13 protein-coding genes are annotated in these 14,437 nt (G+C 61.7%); 5 read left to right on the top strand and 8 right to left on the bottom strand.

The window, feature by feature from the left end; all coding sequences use genetic code 11:
* A partial coding sequence (locus tag L9Z73_RS13810; protein ID WP_247401766.1) for a DNA recombination protein RmuC occupies positions 1–666 on the top strand: 666 nt, incomplete at its 5' end.
* Positions 667–721: 55 nt separating this feature from the next.
* Here L9Z73_RS13810 and L9Z73_RS13805 read toward each other — a convergent pair.
* The 3 genes from L9Z73_RS13805 to L9Z73_RS13795 form a co-directional block, all read right to left on the bottom strand.
* Positions 722–4,192, bottom strand: a complete 3,471-nt coding sequence (locus L9Z73_RS13805; RefSeq protein WP_247401764.1) for a hybrid sensor histidine kinase/response regulator — start codon at positions 4,190–4,192, stop codon at positions 722–724.
* Between the two features lie 132 nt (positions 4,193–4,324).
* Entirely contained in the window at positions 4,325–4,708 is a 384-nt protein-coding gene (locus L9Z73_RS13800; protein ID WP_247401762.1) for a YbaN family protein, read from the bottom strand.
* A 20-nt stretch (positions 4,709–4,728) separates the two neighbouring features.
* Complete coding sequence (locus L9Z73_RS13795; RefSeq protein WP_198718052.1) at positions 4,729–5,316, bottom strand: YecA family protein; 588 nt, start codon at positions 5,314–5,316, stop codon at positions 4,729–4,731.
* Between the two features lie 274 nt (positions 5,317–5,590).
* Between L9Z73_RS13795 and recQ the strand changes: the two genes are divergently transcribed.
* Both recQ and L9Z73_RS13785 read left to right on the top strand, forming a co-directional pair.
* The gene (gene recQ / locus L9Z73_RS13790; protein WP_247401760.1) at positions 5,591–7,717 is read left to right on the top strand and encodes a DNA helicase RecQ; all 2,127 of its coding nucleotides are present in this window, start codon (positions 5,591–5,593) and stop codon (positions 7,715–7,717) included.
* A 121-nt stretch (positions 7,718–7,838) separates the two neighbouring features.
* On the top strand, positions 7,839–8,273 hold the full coding sequence (locus tag L9Z73_RS13785) for a MarR family transcriptional regulator (RefSeq protein WP_247401758.1): 435 nt from the start codon (positions 7,839–7,841) through the stop codon (positions 8,271–8,273).
* A gap of 83 nt (positions 8,274–8,356) precedes the next feature.
* Here the strand turns inward: L9Z73_RS13785 and L9Z73_RS13780 are convergent, their stop codons facing one another.
* Positions 8,357–10,546, bottom strand: coding sequence for a patatin-like phospholipase family protein (locus L9Z73_RS13780; protein ID WP_247401757.1), 2,190 nt, complete (start codon positions 10,544–10,546; stop codon positions 8,357–8,359).
* A gap of 84 nt (positions 10,547–10,630) precedes the next feature.
* On the opposite strand from L9Z73_RS13780, the gene L9Z73_RS13775 reads away from it, so the two are divergent.
* Positions 10,631–10,915: a SelT/SelW/SelH family protein gene (locus L9Z73_RS13775; protein ID WP_247401756.1), complete on the top strand. Its 285-nt coding sequence runs from the start codon at positions 10,631–10,633 to the stop codon at positions 10,913–10,915.
* A gap of 44 nt (positions 10,916–10,959) precedes the next feature.
* On the opposite strand, the gene L9Z73_RS13770 is transcribed toward L9Z73_RS13775, so the two are convergent.
* The 3 genes from L9Z73_RS13770 to L9Z73_RS13760 all read right to left on the bottom strand — a co-directional run bounded on the left by L9Z73_RS13770 (position 10,960) and on the right by L9Z73_RS13760 (position 13,102).
* On the bottom strand, positions 10,960–11,241 hold the full coding sequence (locus tag L9Z73_RS13770; RefSeq protein ID WP_247401755.1) for a hypothetical protein: 282 nt from the start codon (positions 11,239–11,241) through the stop codon (positions 10,960–10,962).
* A gap of 127 nt (positions 11,242–11,368) precedes the next feature.
* Positions 11,369–12,253 (bottom strand): DMT family transporter, encoded by an 885-nt coding sequence (locus tag L9Z73_RS13765; RefSeq protein WP_247401754.1) that lies wholly within the window; start codon positions 12,251–12,253, stop codon positions 11,369–11,371.
* A 96-nt stretch (positions 12,254–12,349) separates the two neighbouring features.
* A complete protein-coding gene (locus L9Z73_RS13760; protein WP_247401753.1) occupies positions 12,350–13,102 on the bottom strand; it encodes an AraC family transcriptional regulator in 753 nt (250 codons plus the stop codon).
* Positions 13,103–13,239: 137 nt separating this feature from the next.
* Between L9Z73_RS13760 and L9Z73_RS13755 the strand changes: the two genes are divergently transcribed.
* The gene (locus L9Z73_RS13755; protein WP_247401752.1) at positions 13,240–14,049 is read left to right on the top strand and encodes a UDP-2,3-diacylglucosamine diphosphatase; all 810 of its coding nucleotides are present in this window, start codon (positions 13,240–13,242) and stop codon (positions 14,047–14,049) included.
* A 129-nt stretch (positions 14,050–14,178) separates the two neighbouring features.
* Here the strand turns inward: L9Z73_RS13755 and L9Z73_RS13750 are convergent.
* The coding region (locus L9Z73_RS13750; protein WP_247401751.1) for an aminotransferase class I/II-fold pyridoxal phosphate-dependent enzyme at positions 14,179–14,437 on the bottom strand (259 nt) is incomplete at its 5' end.

Here is a 14,437-nt window from a genome sequence, read left to right as displayed (position 1 = left end):
GACGGTGAGCGCTTCCAGCCGGACGTGCTGATTATGTTGCCCGATGACAAGCAGGTGGTGGTGGACTCCAAAGTCAGCCTGACCGCCTATCAACAGTATGTGGCGGCGGACGATGATGTGATCGGCCAGGCGGCGCTCAAACAGCACGTGCTGTCCCTGCGCAATCACGTCAAGGGCCTGGCCGGTAAGGACTACAAGCGCCTGGAGGGCTTGCACAGCCTGGATTTCGTGTTGCTGTTCGTGCCGATTGAAGCCGCTTTTTCCGCAGCCTTGCAGGCCGAGCCCAATCTGTTCCAGGAAGCGTTCGACCGCCATATCGTCATTGTCAGCCCCACCACCTTGCTCGCCACCCTGCGGGTCATCGACAGTCTTTGGAAACAGGAGCGTCAGAGCCAGAACGCCCGGGAAATCGCCGAGCGCGCCGGCTGGCTGTACGACAAGTTCGTGCTGTTTATCCAGGATCTGGATGAAGTGGGCAACCGTCTGCAGCAGTTGGATAAGGCTTACAGCGCGGCGCGGAATAAGCTGACAGATGGTCGCGGTAATCTGGTCAGCCGCACCGAACAATTAAGGTTGCTCGGCGCCCGCGCCAGCAAGAGCCTGCCCGCCGACCTGCTGGAGCGGGCAATGACCGATGCCGACGGTGTGGCGCACTTACCCGAATAGAGTCGGGTCAATGTCGGAGCTATCGAGCCTCGGCAGTGGATTGAGTTCGGCCTGATTAAAGCGGTAGATGCCGACTTAGCAAAGCCCGCAACGCCGCCGGCTTAACCGGCTTGGCCAGATAATCCAGCCCTGCGGCATGCACTTGCGCCACCATCTCCGGACGGCCGTCGGCGCTGATGACCACGCCGGGGATCGGCTCAGCCAACTGCGTGCGCAGCCAAGCCATCAGCTCCGTGCCGGTTTCGCCGTGGTCCAGGTGGTAATCCACCAGCGCCAGTTGTGGGCGCACGCCGTCGGCCAGCAGCGCGGCGCACTGCGCCTGATCGGTGGCGGTCCATACTTCGCAGCCCCAACGCGTCAGCAGACTGCGCATGCCTATCAGGATGCTTTCTTCGTTATCCACACACAGCACCTGCGCGCCACTCAGGGGCAGGCCGTTTTCCTGCACGGTCTTGATCGGCGGGCTGGTCTGGTTGCGAGCCAGCGGCACGCGCACGCTGAACACGCTGCCCTTGCCCGGCCATGAACGCACGCTCAGGTGATGGTCCAATACGCGGCACAGGCCATCGGCGATCGCCAGGCCGAGGCCGAGGCCTTTTTCAGCGCGGGTCTGGTGGCTGTCCAGACGCTTGAACTCCTCGAAAATCACCTTCTGTTTATCCTGCGGGATGCCAGGACCGCGATCCCATACTTCCAGGCTCAGCTCGCCCTCGCGTCGGCGTACGCCCAGCAGCACCGGGCCGTCGGCATAGCGGAACGCATTCGTCAGAAAGTTCTGCAAAATGCGTCGCAGTAACTTGATGTCACTGTCGACCCGCAAATGACTGCCGCGCAAGCGGAAGCGCAAGCCTTGTTCCTGGGCCAGTGCCTTGAATTCGGCGCCGAGTGTGTCGAACAGTTCGTTGAGCACGAACGGCTGGCGTTGCGGGTTGATCTTGCCGTTTTCCAGGCGCGAGATGTCCAGCAGGTCGCTGATCAGGTCTTCGGCGGAACGCAGCGAGCTGTCCAGGTGTTGCACCAGTTGCCGGGCTTCGCTCGACAGGCCATCGTTCTGGTGGGTGAGGGCGGCAGAGAACAGGCGTGCAGCGTTCAGCGGTTGCATCAGGTCATGGCTGACCGCTGCGAGAAAGCGGGTCTTCGATTGGTTCGCGGACTCGGCCACGCCCTTGGCATCGGTGAGCGCCACGTTGAGCTGCGACAGCTCGTGTGTACGCTCGGTGACCCGTCGTTCCAAGCCCTCGTTCGCCTCGGTCAGTGCGTGTTCGGCCTCGCGGAACGCGGTGATGTCGGTGAAACTCATGACGAAACCGCCGCCGGGCATCGGGTTGCCGATCAGTTCGATCACCCGTCCATTCGGGAACAGGCGTTCGGAGGTGTGCGCGCGGCCTTGGCGCATCCAGTGCAGGCGTCGCGCCACATGCACTTCGGCCTCGCCCGGTCCGCACAAGCCGCGCTCGGCGTTGTAGCGAATGATGTCGGCAATCGGCCGGCCGACGCTGATCAAGCCTTCGGGGTAGTTGAACAGCTCCAGGTAACGGCGGTTCCACGCCACTAACTTGAGAGACTGATCCACCACGCTGATGCCCTGGGTGATGTTTTCGATGGCGCCTTGTAGCAGAGCTCGATTGAATTGCAGCACTTCGGAGGCTTCGTCGGCGATCCGTACTACGTCCTCCAGCAGCATGTCCCTACCTTCAATCGCGGCCTTTACGACTGCGCGAGTCGAGGAGGCGCCGAGTACACCCGCCAGCAGGCGTTCGGTATGCGCGATCCAATCGTTATCGGCATTCTGGTTGGGGTTGAAGCCTTTGCCTTGGCGATAGGCGAAGCGGATAAAACTTTGCTGGGCGCGTTCTTCCCCGACAAAGCGCGCGGCCAGGCTCAGCAGGTCGCTGATCTGGACCGACAACATGGAGCGAGTGCTGGCGCGTTGGCTGGTTTCCTGGCCGATGAAGCGCCCGGCCTGCCAGTGTTCGGACACCCGAGTACGCGAGAGCATCGAAACCCAGACGAATAGCGTGAAGTTGCCCGCCAGGGAGAACACGGTGCCCAGGGTCAGCGAGGTGAGGGGCAAGCCGAGCGGGTGGGAATGCAACCAGGTCAGGCCCGGGAAAAGGCTGAGCGACCAGCCCAGGCTTTTCGCGGTAACCGGTAGGACCAAGGTGTAGAACCACAGGAACGTGCCCGCCGCCAAGCCAGCAAACACGCCGCGCCGATTCGCCGGTTTCCAATACAGCGCGCCAAGCATGGCGGGTGCCAGTTGGGTCACTGCGGCGAAAGCGATCTGGCCGATAGTCGCCAGGCTCGCGCTGGAGCCCAGCAATCGGTAGCTGACATAAGCCAGCAGCAGGATGATCACAATGCTGACGCGGCGTACCGACAGCAACCAATGGCGGAACACTTCAAACGGCCGTTCCGCGCTGGAACGGCGCAACAACCAAGGCAGCACCATGTCGTTGGAAACCATGGTCGACAACGCAATGCTCGCAACAATCACCATGCCGGTGGCGGCCGACGCGCCACCAATGAACGCCAGTAAGGCGAGGACCGGATGGGCCTCGGCCAAGGGCAGGCTGATCACGTAGGAATCGGGCGGCACCGAGCCGGGCAAGAGCATTTTGCCGCCGAGGGCGATCGGCACGACAAACAGCGCTGCGAGGATCAGGTACGCAGGGAACACCCATTTGGCCAGGCGCAAATCCTGGGGGTCGATGTTTTCCACGACGGTGACGTGAAACTGCCGGGGCAGGCAGATGATCGCCATCATCGCGACGCCGGTCTGTACCACCATCGTTGGCCAGTTGACGGTTTCTTTCCAGTATTCCTCCAGCCGTGGCGCCAGCATCGCCTGGCTGAACAAATCGCCGAAACCGTCGTAGAGGCCGTAGGTCACAAACGCACCGACCGCGAGAAACGCGAACAGCTTGACTATCGATTCAAAGGCAATCGCCAGCACCATGCCACGGTGGTGTTCGGTGGCGTCGAGGTTGCGCGTACCGAAGACAATGGTGAACAACGCCAGCACCAGCGACACGATCAGCGCCGTGTCCTGAGCTCGGGTGCCGGTAGCATCCGCGCCAGCGCCGATCAGCAGGTTCACCCCAAGTACGATGCCCTTGAGTTGCAGGGCGATGTAAGGCAGCACGCCGACCATGCAGATCAGCGCGACCACCACCGCCAACGATTGGGATTTACCGTAGCGCGCAGCGATAAAGTCAGCGATAGAGGTGATGTTTTCCTGCTTGCTGATCAGAATCATCTTTTGCAGGACCCAAGGGGCCAATACCAGCAACAGCACCGGTCCCAGGTAGATCGGTATAAACGCCCACAGTTGTTCGGCCGCCTGGCCTACGGCGCCGAAGAAGGTCCAACTGGTGCAATAAACGGCCAGCGACAGGCTGTACACCCAGGCACGCATACGCGGCGGCAGCGGCGCATGGCGGCGGTCACCGTAAAAGGCGATGGCAAACATAGTGGCCATATAGGCCAAGGCAACGGCGGCGATCAGCCCGCTGGACAGCGTCATGGTAACTCCGGACATAAACACACCCAGGCGTTTCGAGCCCGGTCGGACAGTCTCGCATGATGCCTGGGGATTAGTCAGTGTCGACCAAGGTCTCGTGAGCACTAATGTCGCAGGGGCTGGTGTTAAAGAGGCTCAGCGCGGCGGCAGGGTTTTCTGGCGCAGGATGTAGATCGTCACCAGTATCGCACTGGTCAGCATGAAGCCCCGCGCCCAGGGTAGAGGCACCAGGTAGCAGGAAAAACCGATGCTCAGCCACATCAGGCCGATGGCGTAGACCTTGCCCTTGAGCGGGATGCCATTGCCGTCCAGGTAGTCACGAATCCATGGGCCCAGGCGCGGATGTTCCACCAGCCAGTCGTAGAAACGTGGGGAGCTTCGCGCGAAGCAGGCGGCGGCAAGAAGCAGGAAGGGGGTGGTTGGCAATACCGGCAGGAAAATACCGATCACTCCCAGCGCTACGCTCAGCCAACCGATGGCCAGTAGTGCATAACGCAGGAGCGGCGAGCGCTTGCCCATGGGTATCACGGGCAGGTAACTCAGTGGTGACGTGGCTTGAGGAGCGCCGGTTTTTCGTCAGGGGCGTTGCACAGCAGGTACAGGGCGGTCAGGGCTTCCGGGATCTGTACGATCATGTCGTCCATCAGGTTGGCGTCGGTGGCGATGTCGGAGAACTCCGGCTGGTCGTCGAACAGGCCTGAACCGACCATGATTGGCAGCAGCATTTCGCTGACTTCTTCTTCGGCGGTTTCGAACCAGGCGGCTTCGCGCAGGAACACGCCTTCCATGAAGCCGATGCACCAGCCGCGCAGGTCGGAGTCGTCCGGATCTTCGCCCAGGTCCAGGTCGCACGGCAGCTCGAATTCCTCATCGGAGGCCAGTTGGCGACCGATGTGGGCCTTGAGGGCGAGCAGGGTGGCTTCGATCTCTTCGCGCTGGGCGGCGTCAGCGTAGTGAGGTTCTTCGGCGAACAAGGCGTCGATCCACTCACGGTCCGGCACGATGTCGGAAGAAATCGACAGGGCGGTCAGGTAGCCGTGGGCGGCCACGTAGTCCAGCGCCTCGTCATGCAGCTCATCGGCGTCGAGGAAGGCTTGCAGGCGGGTTAGTTGCTCAGCGAAGGACATTGAAGGGCTACCTTGGGAATAAACGATGCTCAATTCTAGGCTTTCTTGAGCGCCCCGGCCAGCCACACTGCATATTTGGCCGGTTTTCGATAGCGGCCGCTATTCGTCAGCCGCGCCCTTTGCCGGCCGACGCTCGGGTATACTGCCGCGTTTTGTGATGCCCCTGCAGGCCAGTGCCAACCCGAGAAAACTTCGCTTACGGATTATTTTCCGTAGAACTGCGTTTTTTCGGCCAGCCTGTAGAGAGGGATTTCGGCGATATTTGGAGTTTTACATGCTCGAGCAGGCTCAACGCGTCCTCAAGGACATCTTCGGCTACGACAGTTTTCGTGGTCGCCAGGGTGCGATCATTGAGCGCGTGGCCAATGGCGGTGATGCCCTCGTCCTGATGCCCACCGGTGGTGGCAAGTCGTTGTGTTTCCAGGTGCCGGCGTTGCTGCGTAACGGTCTCGCCGTGGTGGTGTCGCCGTTGATCGCGCTGATGGACGACCAGGTGGCGACCCTCGAAGAGCTTGGTGTTGCCGCCGCCGCGTTGAACTCCACGCTCAGCGCAGAACAGCAGCGCGACCTGGCCGCGCGTATCAAGCGTGGCGAAGTGAAAATGCTCTACCTGGCCCCCGAGCGCCTGGTGCAGCCGCGCATGCTGGCCTTCCTGCAGAGCCTGGAAATCGCCCTGTTCGCCATCGATGAAGCTCACTGCGTATCGCAATGGGGTCACGATTTCCGCCGTGAATACCTGCAGTTGGGGCAGTTGGCGGAACTGTTCCCCGACGTTCCGCGTATCGCCCTGACCGCCACCGCCGACAAGCGTACCCGCGAAGAAATCGTCGAGCGCCTGCATTTGCAGAACGCCGAGCGCTTCCTGTCGAGCTTTGACCGGCCGAATATTTTTTACCGCATCGTGCCTAAAGAACAGCCGCGCAAGCAGTTGCTGGCGTTCCTGTCCGAGCGGCGCAGCGATGCAGGCATCGTCTATTGCCTGTCACGCAAGAAGGTCGACGAAGTGGCCGCCTTCCTGTGCGAGCAGGGTTATCCGGCATTGCCTTACCACGCGGGCTTGCCCAACGAATTGCGTGCTTATCATCAGAAGCGCTTCCTCAACGAGGAAGGCCTGATCATGGTGGCAACCATCGCGTTCGGCATGGGCATCGACAAGTCCAACGTGCGCTTCGTGGCTCATATGGACCTGCCCAAGTCCCTCGAGGCTTATTACCAGGAAACCGGGCGTGCCGGCCGTGATGGCCTGCCGGCCGATGCGTGGATGGTCTACGGCCTGCAAGACGTGGTGATGCTCAAGCAAATGCTGCAGAACTCCGAAGGTGACGAGCGCCACAAACGCCTGGAGCAGCACAAGCTCGACGCCATGCTGTCACTCTGCGAAGAGACGCGTTGCCGCCGCCAGACCCTGCTGGCGTATTTCGACGAAGACATGCCCGAACCCTGCGGCCATTGCGACAACTGCGTGGACGGCGTGCAAACCTGGGATGCCACTGAGCCGGCGCGCCAGGGCTTGTCCGCGATCTACCGCACCGGTCAGCGTTATGGCGTCGGCCATCTGGTGGATGTGTTGCTGGGCAAGGACAACGAGAAGGTGCGTAGCTTCGGCCACGAGAAACTCTCGGTCTACGGCGTGGGCAAGGCCCGTGCCGAAGGCGAATGGAGATCGCTGTTCCGCCAGATGGTCGCGCGCGGCTTGGTAGACATCGACATCGAAGGCTACGGTGGCCTGCGCTTGAACGACAGTTGCCGGCCGTTACTCAAGGGTGAAGTCAGCCTGGAACTGCGCCGCGACCTCAAGCCGCAGACCACCGCCAAGAGCAGTACCAGCCAGGCCAGCCAACTGGTGCGTTTTGAGGAGCGTGAACAGTGGGAAGCCCTGCGTACCCTGCGGCGCAAACTGGCGCAGGAACACAGCGTGCCGCCTTACGTTATTTTTCCCGACTCGACCTTGCTGGAGATGTTGCGCGAGCAGCCGACCACCCTGGCCGAAATGGGCCGGGTCAGTGGTGTGGGGGCGCGCAAGCTGGAGCGTTATGGCCAGGCTTTCCTCGAAGTGCTCGGCGGCCAGGCCGAAGCGCCGAAGGAAATCGCCGATATTCGCCACGAATTGATCAGCCTGGCGCGGGCCGGCATGACCCCGATCCAGATCGCTGGCCAACTGCAATGCTCGGAGAAAAACGTCTATACGCTGTTGGCCGAATCCATCGGTCAGCAACAGTTGTCGTTAGAGCAGGCTCTTGATTTACCGGAAGATTTGCTCAGCGAAATCCAGGATGCCTTCCTGGACGGTGAAGGCGAATTGCCACCAGTTACGGAGATCGCACCGCTGTTCACCGGGCGGGTTCCCGAGGGGGTTTTGTACTGCGTGCGTGCCGCGTTGCAGTCTGAGTTCGAAATTTAGTGTGCCAATTGCGACAATGTAACGAATCAGTACAGACGAGCGCTTGCCTACTGACATGGCTCATGCTTAGCTGACTAATAATTAGCCATACTTTGTTTTCAGTCTAAACCATGAGTTTTTTATGCCGTTAACCGATCAACACCGTTTTGGCATGCAGTTGGCGCAAATGTCCCGAGGTTGGCGCGCCGAACTGGACCGCCGTTTGGCGGGGCTAGGCTTGTCCCAGGCACGCTGGCTGGTGCTGCTGCACCTGGCTCGTTTCGAAGACGCGCCGACTCAGCGCGAACTGGCACAAAGTGTCGGCGTTGAAGGTCCGACCCTGGCGCGGTTGCTCGACAGCCTGGAAGGCCAAGGACTGGTTCAACGTCAGGCCGTGGTGGAAGATCGCCGGGCCAAGCGCATCCTGCTGTGCGACACCGCCCGACCGTTGATCGAGCAGATTGAAACCATCGCCACTGCGTTGCGCCATGAGTTGTTCGTGGGCGTGGATGAAGAGGACCTGCGGGTTTGCATGCGCGTGCATGGGCACATTCTGGCGAATCTGGAAAAGTCCTGACCTCAAGCACACGGCAGATCAACATATGGGAGCCGGCTTGCCACTGCAAGCCAGCTCCCACATTGGGTTTTACGGTCGACGTTTTAGAAGGTCTGGCCGAGGTTCAGGTACACCGCTTGCTGATTGTCATCATTGAACCCGTAGCTGAAATTCAGCGGTCCCAACGGTGTGTCAAACCCCAGGAAAATGCTCGCGGCGTTGATATAGCCGCTGTCGAACTCATTGTCGTTGTTCCACGCCCGTCCGCGTTCCAATGACGCGCCCAGGTACAGCGGGAAATCCAATGGCAGGTACGAGCGTGGCGTCAGCCGGCGGTAGTACACGGCGCGCATCAAGCTGACGTTCTGCCCCGAGATCGCATCCTGGCGAAACCCCGACAGCTGCCGTGCGCCGCCCAGCAGGAAGCTGGATATCACCACGTCCGAATTATCCATGGTGCGCCCGTAACGGCCGCCCAGTACGAGCGTGTCCGGACCGTGGCTCATGGCCTTGTCCAGCGTGAACTCCCATTGTCGGTAGCGTTGATCCGAACCCAGCCCCGGTTCGAATTCGCGAAAAGCCAGGCCGATGTCTTCGCCTGTGTGGGGGAAGTACACGTTGTCCAGGGAGTCGAAGGAGTACTTCAGCTCGTAGAAGCCTTCGCTGAAGCTCACGCTTGGCAGGTCGCGGTCGCCGATGCGCACATCGGCCTTGCCCCAGGCCTCGCCGACGCCGAAGCGGATCTCGCCGCTGGTGCCGATCTGGCGCCCCACGTTCAGGCCGAAACCGTAGCGTTCCAGGCGGTATTCGGAGATGGGGTCGTTGTCCAGAATCAGTTCCACATTCTGCGCCTGGGCCTTGAGGTAAGGTGCGACGAAGTAGCGCGAGCCGGTGTCCATCGGTTGGTAGAACTCGCTGTACAGCTCCTGCCGATCGCCGATCTGCACCCGCGTCAGCCATTCCGCGCCGAGGCGGTTGATGCCATTCATGCGGTAGCTCGCGCCGAGGTTGAAGGCGCTGTCGCCACGCATATCGTCCGACAGGTTCAGGCCCAGGCGCAGGTAGTCGGTGCCGCTGCGTTTGCCGCGGGCACTGATCACCAGGGTGTTGTCGTGGCCTTTTTTCACCACGCGGTATTGCACCTGTTCGAAGTAATCCAGGCCATACAAGGTGCCCATGTCCACTTGCAGGCGACCCAGGTTCAGCGGCTCGCCCAGGGTTTGGCGGATGTAGTAGCGGATCACGTCGTCGCTGACTTTCGAGTTGTTCTCCACGCTGATCGCGGTAATGATCGGGGTCCGTTCGCCGGGGGTGCGCGCGGCCACCAGTTCCGGGTCGATCGGTTCGGCGGGGCGCAAGTGGGCCAGGCGCACATCGAGGGCGCGGGTGGCGCGGTAGCCGGCGTCGATTATGTCCTTGGCGCGGCCGAAGTCCGCGACGCCATAGGCGGCCAACGGCGGCTGGATCAGCACATCTTTAGGGTTCAGGGCCTTGAGTTGTTCCTCGGAGTTGCGCCGGGTCATCAGGGTGATGGACTGGTTGAGCACGTCCACCACCGTGGCCAGTTGCTTGCGTGAGCGCAGCGGCGTGCCGATGTCCACCACGATGGCGATGTCGACACCCATCTCCCGCGCCACGTCCAGCGGGATGTTATCGGTCATCCCGCCGTCCACCAGCAGCCGGCCGTCGAGTTCCACCGGCGCGAATACGGCAGGGATCGACATGCTCGCGCGGATTACCTGAGGCAGGTGGCCTTTGCTGAACACCACTTTTTCGCCGGTGGTGATATCGGTTGCGACGGCGCGAAAGGGGATCGGCAGCTTGTCGAAATTTCGCGTGTTGCTGCTGTGGGCGAACATGCTTTCCAGCAGCAGCGCCAGGTTCTGGCCCTGGATGACGCCCAGCGGCAGGCCGAGGCTGCCATCGTCGCGGATACTGAGTTTCTGCTTGATCAGGAAATCCCGGTCATCCTGCTTGCGTCGAAACGGCACATCTTCCCGGGGTGGTGCATCGGAGAGCGCCTGCTGCCAATCGATACCCAGCGCGAGCTTTTCCAGCTCATCGATCTTGTAGCCCGACGCGTACAACCCGCCGATCACCGCGCCCATGCTGGTGCCGGCAATCGCATCGATATGAATCCCTTGTTCCTCCAGGGCCTTGAGCACGCCGATATGGGCGAGCCCGCGCGCGGCACCGCCGGACAGCACCAGGCCGATTTTCGGGCGTGGCGTTTCAACCGCATCGGCAAGGAGCGGCAGCAGGCAGAGCAACAGGCAGGACAGCAGGCGGTGCATCATGAATCTCGGGGCTGGACGATAAAGGCCGGTATTATAGCCACCCGACCCTCCAAGCCCGTTACGCCAGGAACCTGTCAAATTATGTCGCTGAGCAAACCCGAGATCGTCATCACCTATTGCACGCAGTGCCAGTGGTTGCTGCGCGCCGCGTGGCTAGCCCAGGAACTGTTGAGTACCTTCGCTGAAGACCTAGGCAAAGTGGCGCTGGAGCCGGCGACCGGCGGCGCGTTTCGCATTACCTGCGACGGCGTGCAGATCTGGGAGCGCAAGGCTGATGGCGGCTTCCCGGAGGCCAAAGTGCTCAAGCAACGTGTGCGCGACCAGATCGACCCGCAGCGCGACCTGGGGCACAACGATCGTAAGTAATGAAGGCCACCGCCGCACAAGGGCGGTGACCGGTTGGTGCGTGCTTACTTGGCGGCCATCTTGCTCTTGATGAAGCCGATGACCCACGTCAGCACCAGGCCGCCGACGCCACCGCCGACAATATTGCTGCCGACCGTCGCGACATCCAGCGCTTCGCCACCGGGCGTGCCCGTCAGCGCCGAGACGATCTGGCCCAGCACCAGGCCACCGACACCACCGAGGAGGGTATTGAGCCCGGTACCCAGGCTCTGTTTGGTCATCCCCGCCAAATTACCGCCGACGGCACCGCTGATGATCTGAACGAGCAAGATGATAAACATTTCCATGATGCAACTCCTGCATAGCGTTAATGGAGTGACCACTCGCTTGCAGCAACTTCATACATCCTGGCTGTCGTCGAGGAGTCTTTATCCGTAGACGACGACACACTGTTGCGGATGGGCAGAGTATAGATCAGGCCGCTGCAGCCGGCTGTTTGGCCTGGCTGGCGCTGCCCATCAGGCCGGACAGCACGATGGCGACGATGATCAGCGCGCCGCCCAGCAGCATGCGCAAGGTCGGGGTTTCGGCAAACAACAGCCAGGCGACGCTGATGCCGTAGACCGGTTCCATGGCGAACACCACCGAGGCGGTGCGGGCCTTGATCACCGCGAGGCTGGCGACAAACAGGCTGTGGGCCAGGCCGGTACAGAACACGCCGAGCAGGCCGATCCACAGCCAGTCGAGCGCGCGCACATCCGCCAGCCCCGGCGCCGCCACGGGCAACAGGCACAATGCGACCACCACGTTCTGGCACAACGCCGCCTGCACCGCTGGAATCCGCCCGGAGCTGGCGCGGTTATTCAGTGACAGCAGGGAGAACAGCAACCCCGAGGCGATGCCCCAGAGCAGGCCGCCCGTGGCTTCGCTGGCGAGGTTGAAGTCCGGTGTCACCAGCACCAGGCCCACCGTGACCAGAGCCACCAGCAACACTTCATTGGCGCGAATGCGCTCGCGGAAGATCAAACCTTCGAGGATCACGGTAAACGCCGGGAACGCGGTAAACCCCAGGGTGGCGACGGCCACGCCGGCGACTTTGACCGCAATGAAGAACGTGACCCAATGCGCCGCCAGCAACACACCGCTGATCACCAGCCGACGCCAGTCGCGCATGTGCAGCTGTTTCCAGGGGGCGTTGCTGGCGAAGCGCGCAAAGATCGCCAGGGCAATCACCGCAAACGCGGCGCGGCCGAACACGATGATGGCCGGTGAGGCGGCCGCCAGCTTGCCGAATACGCCGGTGAGGCCAAACATCAATGCGCCGATATGCAGGGCGCCGAGGGCTGAGCGGGGAGTCATTGCGATCCTTGTAGCAACGGGGTGACAGGCTCGCAGTCTAGAGGCTGGGTGCGTGAGTGTCTGTCGCCTGGCTCGCGATTTTTAGCGCAGGACTCGCTATTTTTTCGTGCGCCGCAGGGCGCTCGGCGCGGCGCCGAATTCGCGCAGCATTGCAGCGGCAAACGCACTTTGCGAGGCATAGCCGACGCGCTCGGCAATCTCGCCGATGGCCAGTGGCGTTTCCCGCAACAGGCCCAAGGCTTTATGCAGGCGGCGACTGCGGATGTAGTCCATGGGCGTCTGCCCACACTCGGCAACAAACCGCGCATGCAGGCGTGCGACGGACAAGTCGGCGATGCGTGCCAGGTCGGCGACTTGCAGGGGATGGGCGACATGCTGTTCGATATGCGCATTGAACGCGGTGTAGGGCAGTCGGCGGCCCGGCACGCTGGGGGCCAGCGGATGATTGAGGCTGGCCAGCAGCAGCACCGCCCCTTGCTGGACGATCAGCGGGTCATCCACCGGGCTGTGCGCCAGCCATTGCACCAACTGGTTTTGCCGCGAATCCAGGGCCAGACGCGTCGGTTGGTCGAGCAGACGGCGGCTGGCATCGGCATGCTCGCCCAACGATTGCAGCACCCAGTGTTCGGTGGGCACATCCAGCACCAGGCATCGGCTGCCGTCGCGACTGCCGCAGGTGTGGTGAGCCGAGAAGGGCAGCACCATCACACTGCTCTCGCGGACCTGGCTGGCGTGTCCATCCACTTCAAGGTCCAGGTGCCCGGACAGGCCAAAGACCAACTGCGCATGGTCATGGCTGTGGGCAATGGGCGCTTCGATGTAATGGCGTAGCGTGAGGGACGCGCTCATTGCGTTCTCCAGGGCAGCAGATCCGCAGTCTACAACGCTTTGCGAGGAGCCTGCGCTGTCATCAGACTGACGCATAGCTGTCATGGGCTATTAATCGCGAGGGCGCAAGCTCGCGAAAACACCGTCGAGGGATGCCCATGACCCGTGCCGAATTCGCCACACCCAGCCGTAAGCAACGGGTTCGTACCCTGTGGATTTCCGATGTGCATTTGGGCACCCGGGATTGCCAGGCCGAACACTTGTCGCAATTCCTCAAGGGCTACCACGCCGACAAGGTGTACTTGGTCGGCGACATCATCGATGGCTGGAAACTGCGCGGCGGCATGTATTGGCCCCAGGCCCACACCAATGTGATCCGCCGCCTGTTGACCATGGCCAAGCGCGGCACGGAGGTGATCTACGTCACCGGCAACCACGACGAATTCCTGCGCCGCTACTCCAAGCTGATCCTGGGCAACATCCAGTTGGTGGACGAAGCCATTCATGTCACCGCCGATGGTCGCCATCTCCTGGTGATCCACGGCGACCAGTTCGATGTGATCACGCGCTATCACCGCTGGTTGGCGTTCCTCGGTGACTCGGCCTACGAGTTCACCCTGACGTTGAACCGTTGGTTGAATCACTGGCGTGCGCGGTATGGCTACGGCTACTGGTCGCTCTCGGCGTATCTGAAGCACAAGGTGAAGACCGCGGTGAGCTTTATCAGCGATTTCGAAGAAGCCATCGCCCATGAAGTGACCCGGCGCGAATTGCATGGGGTGGTGTGTGGGCATATTCACCATGCGGAGATTCGCAAGGTAGGCGAGGTGGACTACCTCAACTGCGGGGATTGGGTGGAGTCGTGTACGGCGTTGATCGAGCACTGGGATGGGAGTATCGAGTTGTATCGCCTGGCGGATGCGCAGGCTAAAGAGGCGCAGCTAAAATCGGAGATGGTCGCGGGCTAAGGCCTTGTTCGGCCCCGAAAGTGGGAGCGGGCTTGCTCGCGATAGCGCAGTGTCAGTCACTGTATTTGGCGACTGATTCACCGCTATCGCGAGCAAGCCCGCTCTCACATGGGGTGCCGGTTTCGTCAGTCAGACGCTGCAGACATCGGCAATCGCTTGCGCCAGCAGGGTCAATCGCGTCGCATCGATCCCCGCCACATTCGCCCGCCCCGAGCTGACCATATACACGCTGTGCTTCTCGCGTAGTTGCTTGACCTGCTCGGCACTCAAGCCGGTATAGGAAAACATCCCACGTTGCGCGCCGATATGCGCAAACTGCTCGGCCAGCCCGTGTGGCGCGAGGGCCTCGACCAGTCCGGAGCGCAACTGCGCAATGCGCGCGCGCATC

This window comes from Pseudomonas emilianonis, assembly GCF_023072625.1.
GTDB classification, from domain to species: domain Bacteria; phylum Pseudomonadota; class Gammaproteobacteria; order Pseudomonadales; family Pseudomonadaceae; genus Aquipseudomonas; species Aquipseudomonas paraveronii.
This window is presented reverse-complemented; position numbering and strand designations above follow the sequence as displayed.